The organism is Brachybacterium squillarum M-6-3, from assembly GCF_000225825.1.
Lineage (GTDB): Bacteria > Actinomycetota > Actinomycetes > Actinomycetales > Dermabacteraceae > Brachybacterium > Brachybacterium squillarum.
Genome location: NZ_AGBX01000008.1, coordinates 149,203 through 166,598, shown reverse-complemented (window position 1 = coordinate 166,598; position 17,396 = coordinate 149,203). Strand labels below are relative to the sequence as shown.

The window sequence follows — 17,396 nt, the reverse complement described above, 5'->3', positions numbered from 1 at the left end:
TGGCTCAGCCCTCCCCGTCCTCCCGGCGCGCGGCGACGGCCGCGTCCAGCCGCTCGCGGGCACCGTCGAGCCACTGCTGGCAGCGGCGGGCGAGCATCTCCCCGCGCTCCCACTGGGCGATCGAGTCCTCGAGCCCGCCCTGGCCGGACTCGAGCCGGCGCACGACCTCGACGAGCTGGTCGCGGGCGGCCTCGTAGCTGAGGGAGGCGATGTCGGCGGGCAGTTCGGTGCCGCCCTCGGCGGGCGTCACCGCGGGGGTCGTGGCGTCCTCGGCCGTCTCGGGGGTGTCCTGGGCGGCGGAACGGGGGCTCATACGGTCTCCTCGGGGTCGGTCGGCGGGATGTAGGGGTCGTGCTCGGTGCGGGTGACGCCGAAGCGGCCCCCGGCGACCCGCACCGAGAGCGCCTCGCCGGACGTGGTGGCCCTGGGCTCGCGGATGATGCCGCCCTCGGGGGTCTGCACCACGGCGTAGCCGCGCTCCAGCGTGGCCAGGGGGCTGAGCGCCCGCACCTGCCGGGCCAGGTGGTCGACCTGGTCGTGGGCGCGGTCCAGCCGCGAGCCGATCAGGGTGCGGGCCAGCGCGATGCGGGCGCGGACCTCCTCGGCGGGCGCGGCGAGGATGCTCTCGGGCTGATCCATCACGGGCCGCGAACGGATCGCGTCGAGGGTCGCCTGCTCCCGCTCCAGCCGGGTGCGGATCGCACTCCGCAGCCGGGTGCGGCCGAGCGTGAGCTGCTCCAGCTCGGCCTGGATGTCGGGCACCACCCGTTTGGCGGCGTCGGTGGGGGTGGAGGCGCGCACGTCGGCGGCGAGGTCGATCAGCGGGGTGTCGACCTCGTGCCCGATCGCGGAGACGATCGGGGTGCGTGCGGCGGCGACCAGGCGGGTGAGCTGCTCGTCGGAGAACGGCAGCAGGTCCTCGAGGGAGCCGCCGCCGCGGGAGATGATGATGACGTCGACCTCCGGGTCGGCGTCCAGCTCCTTCAGGGCGGCGGAGACCTCGCGGACGGCCTTGGTGCCCTGCACGGCGACCTCGCGGATCTCGAAGCGCACGGCGGGCCAGCGGCGACGGGCGTTGACGACCACGTCCCGCTCCGCGGCGGACTCGCGGCCGCAGATCAGGCCGACGGTGCGGGGCAGGAAGGGCAGCGGCTGCTTGCGGGAGGCCTCGAACAGTCCCTCGGCGGCCAGCACCCGTTTGAGCTGCTCCAGCCGCGCCAGCAGCTCCCCGAGCCCGACGGGGCGGAGGTCGTCGGCCTCGAGCTGCAGGCTGCCGCGCTTGGTCCAGAAGGTCGGCTTGGCGTGCACCACCACCCGGGCCCCGGCGACGGGTTCGACGGGCAGGCGCCGCAGCACGTGCTCGCGCACCGGCACGGAGAAGGACATGTCCACGTCGACGTCACGCAGGGTCATGAAGGACAGCCCCGAGCCGGGGCGGCGGTTGAGCTGCACGATCTCGCCCTCGACCCAGATCGGGGACATGCGCGCGACGTACTCGCCGACCTTCACCGAGAGCTGCCGCAGCGGCCAGGGGTTCTCCGGGGTGGTCTCCGCGGCGGTCGCCGCGAGCGCGGGGCGCGCGCCGGGGGCGCCGTTCGCGTCGGGGCCGTCGCCGGGCTGCTCGCCGGGGTTCTCGGGCGGGGTCATGGCTCCACTCTGGCACGGTCGCGGATCGGATCGGGACGCGGGTCCTCACGGGGCTGCCCGGACTGCTCAGCCGGCATGGCGACCCTCCTGCTCGCCGCGCGCGGCGGCATCCCCGGCGGCGAGGTCGGCGATCTCCTGCTCGACGGGCTCGGTCAGGGCCTGCTCGACCTCGTCCGGCCCGACCTGGCGCGGGTCGGCCTCGTCCGGTTCAGTCGCCCGGAGGGTGCGGGCCCGTCGGGTGAGCTGCTCGGGCTCGGGGAGCGGCGTGCCGGTGAGCCCCAGGTCCTCGAAGCGGCGCGCGGAGACCATCACCCGCGACTGCAGGGACCCGACCGCCTCGTTGTAGGCGGCGACCGAGGAGTCCAGGGAGCGGCCCACCTTGCCCAGGTGCCCGCCGAAGGTGCCCAGCCGGTGGTGCAGCTCCCGGCCGGCCTCGAGCACGGCGCGGGCGTCGCGGTTCAGGGCGTCGGTGCGCCAGGTGTGGGCGACGGTGCGCAGCAGCGCCATCAGCGTGGCGGGGGAGGCGATCACGACCTCCTTCGCGAAGGCGTGCTCGAGCAGGCCGGGATCGGATTCCAGGGCCGCGGCGAGCACCCCGTCGCTGGGCACGAACAGCACCGTGAACTCGGGGGAGTCGCCGAGGCCCTTCCAGTAGGCCTTCCCGGCGATGGTGTCCACGTGGCCGCGCAGGGCCTTGGCGTGGGCACGGCGGCGAGCGGCGGCGCGCTCGGGGTCGGTCTCCTCGGTGGCGTCGAGGTAGGCGTCCATCGGGGCCTTCGCATCCAGCACCACCCGGCGGTCCCCGGACAGGTGCACCACCAGGTCCGGGCGCTGGCCCTTCTCCCCGTCGGCGCGCGAGCCGGCGAGCTGCTCGGTGAAGTCGACGTGCTCGAGCATCCCGGCGGCCTCCACGATGCGGCGCAGCTGCACCTCGCCCCAGCGGCCGCGGGCGGTGGGGGAGCGCAGGGCCGCGGTGAGGGCGTGGGTGCCCTGGTCGAGGCGGTCGGTGCGTTCGGCGAGGTCCCCGAGGTGCTGGCGCAGCATCCCCTCGGAGCGGGCGCGCAGCTGCTCGGTGCGCGCCAGGGCCTGCTCCACCTGGCCGAGGGAGGCGCTGATCGGTGCGAGGGTGCGCTGCAGCTGCGCGTCCCGCGCCTGGTCGGTGGCCTCACGTCGGGAGGTGTCCCGCTCGAAGCGCTCGCCGGCGAGGTCCATCAGGGCTCGCGAGGACTCGGCCTGGCCGCCCTGCCGGGAGAGCTGCGTGCGGTGGCGCTCCCGCATCACCAGCACCCCGCCGGTCGCACCGAGGGCGGCACCGAGCAGCAGCCCGGTGAGGAGGATGAGGATGACGGTGAGGGCGTCCATGCGGGAAGCACATCACGGGGGTCCGACGAACGAGCCGCAGCGCGCCGCCGGGCAGCGATGGGGGAGTGATCAGGAAGCGAGGGTGCCCCGTGCGGCCCGCACCTCGTCCATGTGCTCCGTGGCCCAGCGGGTCAGGGCGCCCAGCGGCTCCAGCAGGCTGCGGCCGAGCGGGGAGAGTTCGTACTGCACCCGCGGCGGGATCTCCGCGAACACGGTGCGGGTGACCAGTCCGTCGGTCTCCAGGGAGCGCAGCGTCTGGGTGAGCATCTTCTGGGAGATGCCCTCCACCCGGCGGCGGAGCTCCGAGAAGCGCAGCGGGCCCTCTTCGAGGGAGCCGATGATCAGCACGGTCCAGCGGTCGCCGATGCGGTCCAGCAGCTGCCGGGAGGGGCAGTCGGAGGCGTACGGGCTGTACACGAGCACGGGGTCCATCGGGGCCTCCTGGGTGGATACCGGAAAGGATGGTTACCGGAAAGTGCCTACTTCCCATCGGTGACAAGGTTACCTACAGTGACTGTCGAGGTCCACGGCAGATCGTGGACAGTCATCGTCGGACGGCCCCGCCGTCCCGGAAGGAGACCCCATGTCCCGCATCGTCGTCCTCGGAGGAACCGGCTACGCCGGAGGCCACATCGTCCAGGAGGCCGCCGCCCGCGGCCACCAGGTGCTCGCCGCCTCTCGCACCGCCCCCGCATCCCTGCCCGACGGCGCCGAGCACCGCGTGCTCGACCTCGGCGGCGAGGACTATGCCGATGCGCTCGCCGCGCTTGTCGAGGGCGCCGACGTCGTCATCGCCACCAGCAGCCCCCGCGGCGATCTCGCCGGCCAGGGCGTGCTGCGCGCCCGCTACGCCGCACTTGCCGACGCCGCCCGGCAGGCCGGGGCACGCCTCGGCGTGATCGGTGGCGCCGGGTCCCTGCATGTCGCCGAGGGCGGCCCGAAGCTGGTGGACACCCCTGAGTTCCCCGAGGCCTTCGCCGACGAGGCCCGCGAGCTCGACGCCGTGCTCGACGACCTCCGCGACCGCGGGGACGAGCTGGACTGGTTCTTCCTCAGCCCCGCCGCCGGCTTCGGCGCCTTCGCCCCGGGCGAGCGCACCGGCGACTACCGGGTCGGCGACGACGTGCTGCTCGCCGACGAGGACGGCCAGTCCTTCATCTCCGGCGCCGACCTCGCGATCGCCGTCGTCGACGAGATCGAGCGGCCCGCCCACCACCGGGCCCGCTTCACCGTCGCCTCCTGAGCGGCCCCGGGCCCGGGCTGTGAGGCGCCGCATGCGCGGATCCCGCCCCGCCCGGGCCCGTCCGTCGGTCCCGGCCCGTAGAATCGCCCACCGTGGCTCTCACTATCGGAATCGTCGGACTGCCCAACGTCGGCAAGTCCACCCTGTTCAACGCCCTGACCCGCGCGGAGGTGCTCGCCGCGAACTATCCGTTCGCGACGATCGACCCCAACGTCGGCGTGGTCCCGCTGCCCGACCCGCGGCTCGGCACCCTCGCCGAGATGTTCCACAGCGAGAAGACGGTGCCCGCCACCGTGTCGTTCGTGGACATCGCCGGAATCGTCAAGGGCGCCAGCGAGGGCGAGGGCCTGGGTAACAAGTTCCTCGCCAACATCCGCGAGGCCGACGCGATCTGCCAGGTCACCCGCGCCTTCTCCGACCCGGACGTGACCCGCGTGCCCGGCTCCGAGACCCCCGCCGGGGACATGGAGACCATCTCCACCGAGCTGATCCTCGCCGACCTGCAGACCCTCGAGAACGCCCTGCCGCGGCTCGAGAAGGACGCCAAGCGCGGCCTGGTCGACTCCGCCGTCATCGAGAACGCCCAGAAGGCGCTCGAGCTGCTCGGCGAGGGCGTCACCCTCTACCAGGGCGCCACCAAGGCCGGGATCGACGTGGCCGCCCTGCGCGAGCTGCAGCTGATGACCGCCAAGCCCTTCATCTACGTCTTCAACACCGACGAGGACGGCCTCGCCGACACCGCCATGCAACAGCAGCTGCGCGAGCTGGTCGCCCCCGCCGAGGCGATCTTCCTGGACGCGAAGTTCGAGGCCGAGCTGATCGAGCTCGACGCCGAGGAGGCCGCCGAGATGCTCGAGTCCACCGGCCAGGAGGAGTCGGGCCTCGACCAGCTGGCCCGCGTCGGCTTCGACACCCTGGGCCTGCAGACCTACCTCACCGCCGGCCCGAAGGAGTCCCGCGCCTGGACCATCCCGCAGGGCGCCACCGCCCCGCAGGCCGCAGGCGTCATCCACACCGACTTCGAGCGCGGCTTCATCAAGGCCGAGATCGTCTCCTACGACCACCTCGTCGACGCCGGCACCATGGCCGAGGCCAAGTCCCGCGGCCAGGTGCGCATGGAGGGCAAGGACTACGTCATGCGCGACGGGGACGTCGTTGAATTCAGGTTCAATGTTTAAAAACCGGCGTCTGACCAGGGGTTTTACCTTCGTAGCTTGAGATCTGGCTCGGTGGACGAGTTCCGATCTACCATCAGTTGCTAAGCGTTTGCCCTGCTGACCCGGGACTTTGATCGGCCCCTGCGTAGCTTCCGCACAGGCCGATTCCCGTTTCCGCGGTGCGGGAGCGTCGCTGGGACGCAGCCTCGGCCGGCCAGTGCTGCGGAGGGTTCGAGTCGTTCGACGCGCGATCTCTCGGCAGGTGCGCTGACTCAATAAGCCGCTTGACTCAAAAGTCGGTCGCGTCAACGACGCCGCAGTTCACTGGGGCAGGTCTCGTTCCGCCAGAGTGCGAGTGATCTCGTCCCACTGGGAGCTCGCCACCAGTTGGTTGTGCCGGCGCAACGCGGTCTGCCATGACCCGAACTCTGCTGGGAGCTCGCGCCACGGGATGCCAGTGCGGGTCTTGTAGAGAGCCGCGTCGACGATCGTGCGTACGTAAGTGCGTGGCCGCCCGCGGCGAGAGCCCTCTTCCGTGTGAACGATGTGCTTGATCCAGCTCCATTGCTCATCTGTGAGTCGTTGATAGTCCGACTGGAGGCCCTCGATGTCTCTGCCGTCGTCGCCATCCTCCGTTTGGTCATCGATTCGCACGGCTTTGACTACGCCGCGGATCACAGCGCATTCGTCGCATGGGACAGTTGATTCAACGTAGCGAGGGGAATGTCCAGCCAAGGTCTCGACGTGCTGGCAGGTCAGTTCCACTCGCCAGGTGGCGCTGCGGTGGATGTGCAATGAGGGCGGGTATAGGAGCTGCCGGAGCTCATCGCGCTGAGCTGGCGAAAGTGGCGGAGTTGAGTCCCGCATAGTGGTGTAGCGCGGTGGCCGCAGTGATCGTCTCGGACGTGGGCGCGGCCACCGTGTGATCCTTCGAGTCAACCTTCCACAGAATCCTCGAACGGAGTCATCACGATGACCGCTCCTCACATTGTCGACCCTTCCGGCCTGCTCGGTGAAGCCCTGGCCGAGGCGTCACCGGATCTGATGCGCAGCCTGCTACAAGAGGTGATCAACACCCTGCTCTCCGCGGACGCTGATGCCGTTGCCGGCGCGGAGTACGGCCGGCCCAGCGCTGGACGTTCTGCGCAGCGCAACGGCTACCGCCACCGCGACCTCGACACCCGCGTCGGCACGATCGACGTCGCCGTTCCCAAGCTCCGCACCGGCACCTACTTCCCCGACTGGCTGCTCGAGCGGCGCAAGCGCGCCGAGTCCGCCCTGATCACCGTCGTCGCAGACTGCTACCTCGCCGGTGTCTCCACCCGCCGCATGGATAAGCTCGTGAAGACTCTCGGCATCAACTCGCTCTCGAAGTCGCAGGTCAGCCGCATGGCAGCGGGCCTCGACGAGCACGTCGAGCAGTTCCGCCACCGCCCCCTGGACGAGGCCGGGCCGTTCACCTTCGTCTCCGCCGACGCCCTAACCATGAAGGTCCGTGAAGGTGGCCGCGTGATCAACGCCGTCGTCCTGCTCGCCACCGGCGTCAACGGGGACGGGCACCGCGAAGTGCTCGGCATGCGGGTCGCCACCTCCGAGACGGGAGCAGCGTGGAATGGCTTCTTCGCTGACCTCGTCGCCCGCGGCCTCGCCGGGGTCCGCCTGGTGACCTCCGATGCGCATGCGGGGCTGGTCGAGGCGATCGCTGCGCACCTGCCCGGGGCGGCCTGGCAACGGTGCCGCACCCACTACGCCGCGAACCTCATGGCCGTGACGCCCAAGAGCATGTGGCCAGCGGTGAAAGCGATGCTGCACAGCGTCTATGACCAGCCCGACGCGGCAGCCGTGAACGCTCAGTTCGAGCGGCTGCTGGACTACGTCAGCGAGAAGCTCCCGGACGTGGCCGAGCACCTCGACGCCGCCCGGGCAGATCTGCTCGCGTTCACCGCGTTCCCCAAGGATGTGTGGGTGCAGATCTGGTCGAACAATCCCACCGAGCGGCTGAACAAGGAGATCCGTTGATGGCGCTCATCGATTTTCCCCAGAGTTGCTCGGTGAACTTCCCCGGGTCGCGGGGTTAGGTTAGCCGAGGTTCGTGCCGGTCGTGGCGCGGCGGATTTCTTCGGCGGCGGCGTGGTGGTTGCGGAGTCGGTAGGACGCGCCGTCGAGGGTGACCACGACGGAGCGGTGGAGGAGCCGGTCGAGCATGGCGGCGGCGACGGTGGTGTCGCCGAGGATCTCGCCCCAGGCGCCGACGGGTCTGTTCGTGGTGATCACGATCGAGGTCTTCAGGTAGCGCTGGTTGATGACTTGGAACAGGGCTGATGCTGCTTCGGCGGGCAGCGGCAGGTAGCCGAGCTCGTCGATGATCAGCAGGGTGGGGCCGGCGAAGAACCGCATCATGGTGGACCACTTGCCCTCGATCGCGGCGCGGTGGCAGCGGGCGGCGAGGTCCGCAGCTGAGGTGAAGTAGACCCGGTAGCCGGCGTTGACTGCGGCGTGGCCGAGGCCGGTGGCGATGTGGGTCTTGCCCACTCCGGGAGGGCCGATGAGCAGCACGTTCGTCGCGTTCTCGAGGAACCGGCAGGTCCCCAACTCCGTGAGCAGGCTGGGGTCGATGCCGGAAGCGGCGTCATGGTCGAAGTTCTCCAAAGTGGCGCCGTTGGGTAGGTTCGCGAACCGGAACCGGCCCGCGAGGCGCCGTTTCTCGGTGGCGGAGACCTCGATGGCCAGCAGGCGCTCCAGGGCGCCTGTGAGGGTCCAGTCCTCTGCCTGTGCCTGGTCAAGGATGCCGGGGAGAGCCTCGGCGGCGTCGGCCAGCTTCAGCTCGGTCAGGTGGCCGCGAAGCTGCTGATAGGCGCTCGCGGTAGTGGGTGTGGTGGTCATGTGAGGGTGTTCCTGTTCTTCGCGGCCTGCTCATAGGCGGCCAGGTCGATCACGGTCGCAGTCGGTGCGGGCGACCCGGTCAGGGCCTGTGCCGCGGCCAGGGACGCAGCCCCGGGTGGGATGCGTTCCTTGCGGCGGTGAGGCCGGCCCGGTGGGGCGGAGGCCAGAGCGATCGACTCGAGCGCGGTGACGTGCTGGTCGGTGCGCTGGGTGATCCCGAGGCCGGCCTCGGCCAGCTGGTGGCGGGCGAGCATGGCGCCGGAGGTGGTGGCGATCTCGATGTGGTCCGCGCCGAGGGGCTGGTGAACATTCACGGTGGCCATCGCCAGCTCGGGCGGGACGGAGTAGCGGTTGCCGCGCCAGTGGATCAACGCTTGCCGCGAGACGGTCCGCTGCTCGGTCACCACCACCGGGAACGCGATCGACGGCAGCGGTCGGAGCCGCTCTGTGGCCCGCATCTGGAGGGCCGTCGTAGTTCCGGTCGGGCTCTCGCGGCGGCGCCCGTCCTGCCGGGCGGCGAAGGTCTCGAGCGAGGCCTGGGCCTGCTCGGCGGTGGTCTCGTCGGGCAGGGTCCGCCACCAGCGTTGGGCGGCGGTGTGGTTGTTCTTCTCCACCACGCCCTTACGGTTCCCGGAGCGGGGCCGACAGACCACGGCCCGGACTCCGTAATGCTTCGCGAACGCGGAGAACATCGCGGTCAGGTCTCCGGTGGCAGGGTCCAGCACGGTCCGCATCCGATCGAACCGCCAGGTGCGTGTCAGCCCGCCCAGCAGGGCAAGGACGGTCGTCATCGCGGCCAGCAGATGGGGCAGGTCCATCGAGGGAGCGATCGCGGCCCGCCAGACACCGGAGTGGGCGAGCGAGCCGACCAGCACGAACGCTCTTTTGGTCGGATAGCCCCAGTGGCCGGGCGCATCGGGCAGCTCGAGCCAGTCGAACTGGGTCTCCTCCCCGGGTGGGTGCTCGATCACCGCGTTCGGCCGGCGGGTCACGTGGGCGCAGGCCTGGCAGGCCGGCCGCAATGACCGGTCACGAATGTGCCTGGTGAGCGTCTGATACGAGCCCTCGAAGCCCAGCGGGCGCAGCTCGTCCAGCAGGGTCACCGCCCAGAGGTGAGGGTCCTCGATCAGCCGCGCGGTGACGTAGTCAGTGAACGGCTCGAACACGTCCGGGACGGCGCGCCGGCGCACGCCCGGTTCGCGGTCGCCGCGGAGGTAGGAACGGATGGTCTTGCGGTCGTGGCCGGTGCGTCGGGCGATCTCACTGATCGTGAATCCCTGCCGGCGTAGAGCGTGGATATCCACGCTGCTCCTCTCTGAGAGCATGAGCGTAGGGCCTCCCTGGAAGGCTGGTGAGTGGTCAGAGACCACCAGCATCCAGGGCGGCCCGCCTCATGCGACGGAGCGACCCAGACTGGGGAAATTCGATGAGCAGAAGTGGGGAAGTTCAGCGAGCGTCATCACCGTCGCCGCACCGACTCCGTGGGGATCTTCCCCACCCGCGAGGCGATCGTCCGCCTCGTCGGCGCGGTCCTGGCCGAACAGACCGACGAATGGGCCGAAGGACGCCGCTATCTCGGCCTCGACGTCCTCGCCCGCTGCCGCCTCAACCTCGTCCCCAACACAAACACCGAGGAGGTCACCACCAGCTCCCTGCCCGCCCTGACCGCCTGACCCCCAAGCGAAGGATCGCTACACCACTTCCAGGGACTTGACCAGTGGCGGAAACGGGCAGCACAGGTGGCAGTGCCACCCTGTTGTTCTCGAGACGCCAAACGCCCATGTTGCATGCCGCGTGCTCGGCTCGGAACTCGGCATTGTCGGCGTCGATCCGCGCAAGGCTCTCTTCGTCCGTGCCCAGGGTCGGCTCGCCGAGCAGGGCGCGCCCACATGCGCGACAGGGTTCGCCGGCTGCATAGGCTTCGTTCGTCAGCTGAAGGTCGTCGCCCGCCCGCTCCATCCGCTTTGCCTCCTCTGCTTGGGCCCACGATTCCGAGAGCAGTGCCCTGCTGTGCGGTGTGTGTAGGACGCGGGGGAGAGCTGTCGAGCTCCAGTCGGGGATCTGCTGCGAGTCGGGCATGGCCATGCTCTCCTTCGGGGTCAGATGCGGCTCAGTTCGAGTCGCGAGCGACCCGCCTCGACCGCGACTGGAAGCGATAACTTCCTGGAAGTCATGACTACCAGGTATGACGCTTGATGTGTGACAGAACCGCTCAAGAAGGTGCTCGGAGCGCAGGTGCGCGATCTGCGCCTTGCGCGCCATCTGTCGCAGGAGGGTCTCGCCGAGGAGCTCGGTGTCTCGACTCGGTACCTCGCCGGCATCGAGCGCGGGGAGCGCAACCTCACCCTGGATTCCGTCGATGCCTTGGCGGAGCAACTCGGCGTCGAGGCGCACGCACTATTCGTTCGCCGGTGATGTCCGCTGCGTGAGCTGGTCCTTCATGGCGAACGGGATGGGCATCGTGGATGCCCGACCGGGCAGGCAAGACTTCGCGCGAGCTGAGAGAATGTCGGTGGTGCCGTCTACCGTCAGTGTTGGTTGGGCGGCATCACTAATACCAGTCTCGTCGCCCCGCCGCTCGGCAGGTTGTCTAGTCACAAGTGAAGGATCCTCGTGCCGCACAACTCCATCAACCACTCGCGAATCGTGGCGCTCATCTGGAATATCGCTGACGATGTCCTCCGCGACCTCTATGTCCGAGGCAAGTACCGGGACGTGATCCTTCCCTTCACGGTCCTGCGTCGCCTCGACAGCGTCCTTGGCCCGACGCGTGATGCAGTGATGGCGATGAAGAAGATGCTGGACGAAGCGGGCGTCGCTGACCAAGATGCACCGCTGCGCGATGCGGCCAAGCAGGACTTCTACAACACCTCTGGTTTCTCGCTGCAGGATCTGCGGCACATCTCGAACTCCACCCGACTGCGGCAGAACTTCGAGGCGTACCTCGATGGCTTCTCGCCCAACGTGCAGGAGATCATCGACAACTTCGAGTTCCGTAACCAGCTGGCGCGCCTGACGAAGGCGGATGCGCTCGGGGCCCTGGTCGAGAAGTTCCTCGCTCCAGACCTCGATCTCTCCCCAGCGGGGATGGACAACCACGGGATGGGTACCGTCTTCGAAGAGCTGGTGCGCCGCTTCAACGAGGAGAACAACGAAGAGGCGGGCGAGCACTGGACACCTCGTGATGCTGTCCGACTCATGACCCGGCTGATGTTCGAACCCATCGCGGATGCGATCCCGTCGGGTACCTACCGGCTCTACGACGGTGCGATGGGCACCGGTGGCATGCTGACCGTCGCCGAGGAGACCCTGAAGCAACTCACGGAGTTGTCTGGCAAGAATGTCTCCACGCACCTCTACGGGCAGGAGATCAACGCCGAGACATACGCGATCGCGAAGGCCGACCTGATCCTCAAAGGCGACGGCAAGGCAGCAGACAACGTCGTCGGCGGTCCAGAGTACTCGACGCTGTCTAACGATGCGTTCGCGGGCCAGGAGTTCGACTTCATGCTCTCGAACCCGCCGTATGGCAAGAGTTGGAAGTCCGACCAGGACCGCCTCGGTGGCGCGAAGAAGATCATCGACCCACGGTTTGTCGTTAGCCACGACAATGACAGCGAGTATTCGCTGGTGACGCGGAGCAGCGACGGGCAGTTGATGTTCCTCGCGAATCTGATCTCGAAGATGAAGCAGGGCACCGAGCTCGGCTCCCGCGTCGCATCGGTACACAACGGTTCCTCTCTGTTCACCGGTGACGCCGGACAGGGCGAGAGCAACATCCGACGATGGATCATCGAGAACGACTGGCTCGAGGCGATTGTCGCCTTGCCGCTGAAAATGTTCTACAACACCGGCATCGCCACGTACGTTTGGGTGCTCTCCAACCGCAAGGAAGGTCGCCGCCAGGGCAAGGTCCAGCTCATCGACGCCACGAGCTGGTTCACGCCGCTGCGCAAGAACCTGGGCGAGAAGGGCGTCGAGGTCAGCTCGACGGACGCCGACAAGGTTCTCGAGGCGTTCAAGGCCTTCGACGAGTACGAAGACACCGACCACTCGAAGGTGTTCGACGGTGTGGACTTCGGGTACCACAAGATCACTGTCGAGCGGCCGTTGCGCATCGCCGGTGTCGACCCGCACCGTGTCTATACGGCGAAGGAGATCAAGCAGCTGAAGGAGGACGGCGTGCGCGACGAGAGCGCCCCGCCTCTCATCCGCAAGGCCCTGCCGTACGCGGCAACACCCGATCCGCTGCATGGGAGGTACGAAGCTGTCGTCGACGGCCGCACCCGCGTCGTCGAGTACGAGCCTGACACCGAGTTGCGCGACACCGAACAGGTACCGCTCACCGAGCCCGCGAGTGGCTATGCCGATGGCATCGAAGCCTTCTTCCGGCGCGAAGTCGAGCCATACGCCGCTGATGCCTGGATTGATGACTCGAAGACGAAGATCGGCTACGCGATCTCTTTCACCCGCCACTTCTACAAGCCTGCGCCAATGCGCACCCTGGCCGAGATTCAGGCCGACATCCGCGCGCTGGAGGCGGAGACTGAAGACCTGATCGCTGAAATCGCAGGCGAAGCCTGATGTTCAGAGACCTGCCCAAGTACGCAGAGACGACCTCAAACTCATTCTGGTCGACTCGAACGCCGACTCACTGGGCGGTGCGCCCCGGTCTAGCTGTGTTGAAGGAGAACCGTCGTAGAAACACCGGATTGATCGAGACGCAAGTCCTTTCGCTGAGTTACGGCCAGGTCGTCGTCAAACCCTTTGAGAAGCAGCACGGGTTAGTTCCTGATTCTTACGAGGGATATCAGGTCCTCGAGCCCGGTGACATTGTGATACGCCCTACCGATCTACAGAATGACCAGACAAGTGTTCGAGTCGGGCACGCCAAGGACCATGGCATCATCACGTCGGCCTACATCGGTTTGCGCGCTGCCGGAGACTGGGACGGCGCGTACGCCTACCAGTACTTAACAGCCATTGACTCAACAAAGCGTATCTATGGGATGGGCAGCGGGCTACGCCAGCAGCTGGGGTGGGCAGATCTGAAGCGGATGCCTTGCCTGGTGCCGCCGATAGAGGAGCAGGCAGCGATTGTGAAGTACCTCGCCCATGCGAACGCCCGAATCGACAAGGCCATCGTGACCAAGCGCCGCCTCATCTCCTTACTTGATGAGCTTGATAGGTCGGTCGAGAATAGTCTTGCCGGTTCCCTTAGCTCGATGGCCTCGGGGGGTCGCGAGATTTCCTGGTTGGGTGGGCTGCCGCGTACGTGGTTATCTGCACCAGCCAAGCGGCTTTTTAAGGAGGTGGATCGGAGAAGTAAGAGTGGGCGAGAGGGTCTCCTCTCACTGCGGATGCGTGAAGGCTTGGTCGACGCCAACGAATTCACAGAGACCCCGATCCCGCCAGACGATCTTCTCGGCTACAAGATTGTTCAACCTGGTGAACTTGTGATGAATCGGATGCGCGCTGCTATCGGTCTTTTTGGGGTAGCTAAGACGACTGGATTAGTGAGTCCTGATTACTCAACGATGACCGTAGTGGAAGGAATCGATCCACACTTCTATCTGCACCTCTTCAAGACAGATGCGGCAATGGCGGAGTTTCGTCGGCGATCAAACGGCCTAGGAACTGGGTCATCGGGATTTATGCGATTGTATTACGAAGATTTTGGATCAATCGCGTTGCCGTTACCACCGTTAAAGGAGCAGCGGCGGGTTGTTCGTGACATTAATAGGCAGTACGCCGAGACGTTGCCGGTACGGTCGCGCACATCTCGTGAGATCGCGCTGCTCCAAGAGTTCCGTATGCGACTCATCGCGGACGTCGTCACCGGCCAGGTTGACGTTCGTAAGATTGCTGCGACGTTGCCGGACACAAGTGCATCGTCTGCCAGCGCGAGCTTGACGACCGATGTAGAGCTTGTCGAAGTACTAGGCGAAGGGGAGTTGTGAGCATGTGGCGTCTCAATGAAGAGAGCTTGGAAGCACTCATCGTCGACCAGATGGTCGACGGTGGGTGGGCCGAGGGTGCGCCGGCCGACTACGTCGCGTCCTACGCGCTCGATCTCGGCCAGTTCAGCGAGTTCATCGAGGCGACCCAGCCCGACCTCGTGGAGCCGCTTGGCATTACTTCGGACACGCCTGCACGTCACAAGTTCCTTGCGCGGCTTCAGGGGGAGATCACGCGCCGTGGCGTTGTGCATATGCTGCGCAACGGCATCGATCACCTCGGTCTGCATGTTGATCTCTACTATCCGAAGCCCGACGCGGCGAACCCGAAGGCTACCGCTCTCTTCGGGGCGAACCGATTTGTGGTCACACGACAGGTGCATCACAGCGTGAGCAACACGGGTGACGCTGCCGATCTCGTCGCGTTCGTGAACGGACTGCCGGTGTTCACGTTCGAATTGAAGAACAACATCACGAACCAGACGGTCGAGGACGCGGTACAGCAGTATCAGCGCGACCGAGACCCCCGCGAGCCGCTGTTCGCATTCGGTCGGACGATCGCGCACTTCGCCCTCGACGACCAGCGAGTCCGATTCTGCACCCAGCTCAAGGGCGCTTCCTCCTGGTTCCTCCCCTTCGACCGGGGCTTCAACGACGGGGCCGGCAACCCGCCGAACCCCGACGGCGTGATGACCGACTACCTCTGGCGGCAGGTACTTGCTCCGCTTAGCCTCGCGGGGATCATCGAGAACTACGCACAGATCGTCGTTGAAAAGAACCAGAAGACCGGCAAGAAAGTCTCGAAGGCGATCTTCCCGCGCTACCACCAGCTCGACGTCGTCCGAAAATTGCTCGCAGATGTCGAGGCGAACGGAGCCGGTCGCCGGTACTTGATCCAGCACTCGGCAGGTAGCGGCAAGTCGAACTCGATTGCCTGGCTGACCCACCAGCTGACCGAGACTACCCACGACGGTCGCATCGCATTCGACTCGATCATCGTCGTCACCGACCGCATCATCCTCGACAACCAGCTCACACAAACCATCAAGTCGTTCCTCCAGGTGGGCTCGACTGTCGTACACGCGGATCGGTCGGGGGACCTGCGCCGCGCGATTTCAGCCGGCAAGAAGATCATCGTCACAACAGTGCAGAAGTTCCCATACATCCTGGATGACATCGGAGCGGACCATCGGGACCGCACGTTCGCCATCGTGATCGACGAGGCGCACTCGTCGCAGGGGTCAAAGACGTCTGCAGCGGTCTCCCGAGCTCTCGCCGGTGTCGATGACATCGAAGACGACACCGTTGAGGACCAGATCAACCGGATCATCGAGGGCAAGAAGCTGCTACCGAACGCGAGCTACTTCGCGTTCACGGCGACTCCGAAGAACAAGACGCTCGAGATGTTCGGCGAGCCCGTAACGAACGCCGAGGGCGGCACGGGATTCCGTCCCTTCCACTCGTACACGATGAAGCAGGCGATCCAGGAGGGCTTCATCGTCGATGTCCTCGCGAACTACACCCCCGTCGGCAGCTACTACAAGCTGATGAAGACCGTCGAGGACGACCCCGAGTTCGACGCGAAGCGCGCATCGAAGAAGCTCCGCGCGTACGTCGAGGGCAACGAGCACGCCATTGCGCAGAAGTCCGCCATCACGGTCGAGCACTTCCTCGCGCAGGTGGTGGCGAAGCGCAAGATCGCTGGGCAGGCCCGCGCCATGGTGGTGACATCGTCGATTGCACGATGCATCGAGTACTTCCACGCGATCCGTGAGGTACTCGCCGCTCGCAAGAGCCCGTATCGAGCAGTCGTCGCCTTCTCCGGCGAGCACGAGTACAAGGGCATGAAGGTGACCGAGGCCAGCCTTAACGGCTTCCCCTCCAACGCCATCGCTGAGCAGGTGAAGACCGATCCATACCGGATCTTGGTCGTCGCCAACAAGTTCCAGACGGGATACGACGAACCGCTGCTGCACACGATGTACGTCGACAAGGCACTTTCCGGAGTGCTGGCGGTGCAGACGCTGTCGCGCCTCAACCGTGCCCATCCTGCGAAGCACGACACGTTCGTGCTCGATTTCGCCAACGATGCCGACGAGATCCAGCGCGCGTTCGAGCCGTACTACCGCACGACCGTGCTGGCCGAGGAGACCGACGCCAACAAGCTTCATGACCTGGTCAACGATCTCGACACCTTCGCGGTCTATACGATCGAACAGATCGACGAGTTCGTGAGTCGCTACCTGGCTGGGGAGAGCCGTGACCAGCTCGACTCGCTGCTTGATGTGAGTGTCGCGGAGTACATCGAGATGCCCGACGAGGACGATCAGGTGGCGTTCAAGGGCGGCGCAAAGGCGTTCCTGCGCACCTACAACTTCCTCTCGACTGTGCTGCCGTACGGGAGCAGCGAGTGGGAGAAGCGCTCAATCTTCCTCGACCACCTGGTGCCTAAGCTGCCCGCGCCGAAGGAGGAGGATCTTTCGGCCGGCATCCTGGAGAATATCGATCTGGAGTCGTACCGGGCCGAGAAGCTCAGCGCCATGAAGATCGTCCTTGACGATGAGGATGGCACTCTCGATCCGGTGCCAACCGCCGGTGGTGGGCACCGCTCAGACCCAGAGCTCGAGAGGCTCTCAGCGATTGTGCGCAGCTTCAACGATCACTTCGGCAACATCGAGTGGAATGACGCTGATCGTGTCCAGCGGTTCATCACCGAAGAGATCCCGAGGTTGGTGTCCGAGGACGAGGCCTACAAGAACGCGCAGGCCAACGACGATCCGGTAAACGCCCGCGTCGAGAGTGACCGCGCACTTAGCCAGGTAATGCTGCGCCTCATCTCAGATGACACTCAGCTCTTCAAGGAGTTCCAGGACAACAGCAGCTTCAAGCAGTGGCTTGCGAGCGCGGTATTCAACGCGACCTACAGAAAGAGCGCATGAGACTTTCATCCTCAGAAGGAGATGATGGGGCAATGACCGCTGACAACACGGACCATTCGAATAAGGTCATCCGCTGCGAGCACTGGTCTGAAGAGCTCGGTCGTTTCGGCGGGTGGCACCACCACGAGGGCCCGCACGCGTGCGACTGGACTAACCACGACGGTGAGTGTCCGTACTGGTCGAGCATAGGTCGGCGATCCGACGCCTG

At 66.5% G+C, this 17,396-nt stretch carries 13 protein-coding genes and 2 pseudogenes; 8 read left to right on the top strand and 7 right to left on the bottom strand.

Features of this window, described 5'->3' with window-relative positions; translation table 11 throughout:
• Positions 1-4: 4 nt before the first annotated feature.
• The 4 genes from OM98_RS14130 to OM98_RS14115 all read right to left on the bottom strand — a co-directional run bounded on the left by OM98_RS14130 (position 5) and on the right by OM98_RS14115 (position 3,441).
• On the bottom strand, positions 5-313 hold the full coding sequence (locus OM98_RS14130) for an exodeoxyribonuclease VII small subunit (RefSeq protein ID WP_010535288.1): 309 nt from the start codon (positions 311-313) through the stop codon (positions 5-7).
• Positions 310-1,647 (bottom strand): exodeoxyribonuclease VII large subunit, encoded by a 1,338-nt coding sequence (xseA, locus tag OM98_RS14125; RefSeq protein WP_010535287.1) that lies wholly within the window; start codon positions 1,645-1,647, stop codon positions 310-312. Before xseA ends, OM98_RS14130 begins: the two co-directional genes overlap by 4 nt.
• A gap of 66 nt (positions 1,648-1,713) precedes the next feature.
• Positions 1,714-3,009 (bottom strand): DNA recombination protein RmuC, encoded by a 1,296-nt coding sequence (locus OM98_RS14120; RefSeq protein ID WP_010535286.1) that lies wholly within the window; start codon positions 3,007-3,009, stop codon positions 1,714-1,716.
• Between the two features lie 69 nt (positions 3,010-3,078).
• Positions 3,079-3,441: a winged helix-turn-helix transcriptional regulator gene (locus tag OM98_RS14115; protein ID WP_010535285.1), complete on the bottom strand. Its 363-nt coding sequence runs from the start codon at positions 3,439-3,441 to the stop codon at positions 3,079-3,081.
• A gap of 151 nt (positions 3,442-3,592) precedes the next feature.
• On the opposite strand from OM98_RS14115, the gene OM98_RS14110 reads away from it, so the two are divergent.
• Together OM98_RS14110 and ychF are read left to right on the top strand one after the other, a co-directional pair.
• The gene (locus OM98_RS14110; protein ID WP_010535284.1) at positions 3,593-4,252 is read left to right on the top strand and encodes an NAD(P)-dependent oxidoreductase; all 660 of its coding nucleotides are present in this window, start codon (positions 3,593-3,595) and stop codon (positions 4,250-4,252) included.
• A gap of 92 nt (positions 4,253-4,344) precedes the next feature.
• Positions 4,345-5,430, top strand: a complete 1,086-nt coding sequence (gene ychF, locus OM98_RS14105) for a redox-regulated ATPase YchF (RefSeq protein ID WP_010535283.1) — start codon at positions 4,345-4,347, stop codon at positions 5,428-5,430.
• 300 nt (positions 5,431-5,730) lie between these two features.
• On the opposite strand, the gene OM98_RS14100 is transcribed toward ychF, so the two are convergent.
• Positions 5,731-6,276, bottom strand: coding sequence for a transposase (locus OM98_RS14100; RefSeq protein WP_280990806.1), 546 nt, complete (start codon positions 6,274-6,276; stop codon positions 5,731-5,733).
• A 105-nt stretch (positions 6,277-6,381) separates the two neighbouring features.
• Between OM98_RS14100 and OM98_RS14095 the strand changes: the two are divergent.
• Positions 6,382-7,425, top strand: a pseudogene (locus tag OM98_RS14095) (IS256 family transposase); the annotation flags it as partial.
• A 63-nt stretch (positions 7,426-7,488) separates the two neighbouring features.
• Here the strand turns inward: OM98_RS14095 and istB are convergent.
• Positions 7,489-8,292: an IS21-like element helper ATPase IstB gene (gene istB / locus OM98_RS14090; protein WP_010534185.1), complete on the bottom strand. Its 804-nt coding sequence runs from the start codon at positions 8,290-8,292 to the stop codon at positions 7,489-7,491.
• Positions 8,289-9,596, bottom strand: coding sequence for an IS21 family transposase (gene istA / locus OM98_RS14085; protein ID WP_245528754.1), 1,308 nt, complete (start codon positions 9,594-9,596; stop codon positions 8,289-8,291). The genes istB and istA overlap by 4 nt, the downstream gene beginning before the upstream one ends.
• Before the next feature lie 150 nt (positions 9,597-9,746).
• Between istA and OM98_RS14080 the strand changes: the two are divergent.
• From OM98_RS14080 to OM98_RS14065, 5 genes and pseudogenes are all read left to right on the top strand, one after another.
• Positions 9,747-9,965: pseudogene (locus OM98_RS14080) on the top strand (transposase); the annotation flags it as partial.
• 526 nt (positions 9,966-10,491) lie between these two features.
• Positions 10,492-10,707, top strand: a complete 216-nt coding sequence (locus OM98_RS14075; RefSeq protein ID WP_010535279.1) for a helix-turn-helix domain-containing protein — start codon at positions 10,492-10,494, stop codon at positions 10,705-10,707.
• A gap of 198 nt (positions 10,708-10,905) precedes the next feature.
• Positions 10,906-12,876 carry a type I restriction-modification system subunit M gene (locus OM98_RS14070; RefSeq protein ID WP_010535278.1) on the top strand — a complete coding sequence of 657 codons (1,971 nt, stop codon included), beginning with the start codon at positions 10,906-10,908 and terminating at the stop codon, positions 12,874-12,876.
• Positions 12,877-13,004: 128 nt separating this feature from the next.
• Positions 13,005-14,252, top strand: a complete 1,248-nt coding sequence (locus OM98_RS15710; protein WP_217491424.1) for a restriction endonuclease subunit S — start codon at positions 13,005-13,007, stop codon at positions 14,250-14,252.
• A 26-nt stretch (positions 14,253-14,278) separates the two neighbouring features.
• A complete protein-coding gene (locus tag OM98_RS14065) occupies positions 14,279-17,188 on the top strand; it encodes a type I restriction endonuclease subunit R (protein ID WP_245528797.1) in 2,910 nt (969 codons plus the stop codon).
• Positions 17,189-17,396 lie beyond the last annotated feature (208 nt).

Coding starts and splice junctions, on each gene's coding strand:
- OM98_RS14120 (WP_010535286.1), bottom strand. CDS start 3,009: ATGGACGCCCTCACCGTCATCCTCATCCTCCTCACCGGGCTGCTGCTC.
- xseA (WP_010535287.1), bottom strand. CDS start 1,647: ATGACCCCGCCCGAGAACCCCGGCGAGCAGCCCGGCGACGGCCCCGAC.
- istB (WP_010534185.1), bottom strand. CDS start 8,292: ATGACCACCACACCCACTACCGCGAGCGCCTATCAGCAGCTTCGCGGC.
- OM98_RS14100 (WP_280990806.1), bottom strand. CDS start 6,276: ATGCGGGACTCAACTCCGCCACTTTCGCCAGCTCAGCGCGATGAGCTC.
- OM98_RS14110 (WP_010535284.1), top strand. CDS start 3,593: ATGTCCCGCATCGTCGTCCTCGGAGGAACCGGCTACGCCGGAGGCCAC.
- OM98_RS14115 (WP_010535285.1), bottom strand. CDS start 3,441: ATGGACCCCGTGCTCGTGTACAGCCCGTACGCCTCCGACTGCCCCTCC.
- OM98_RS14130 (WP_010535288.1), bottom strand. CDS start 313: ATGAGCCCCCGTTCCGCCGCCCAGGACACCCCCGAGACGGCCGAGGAC.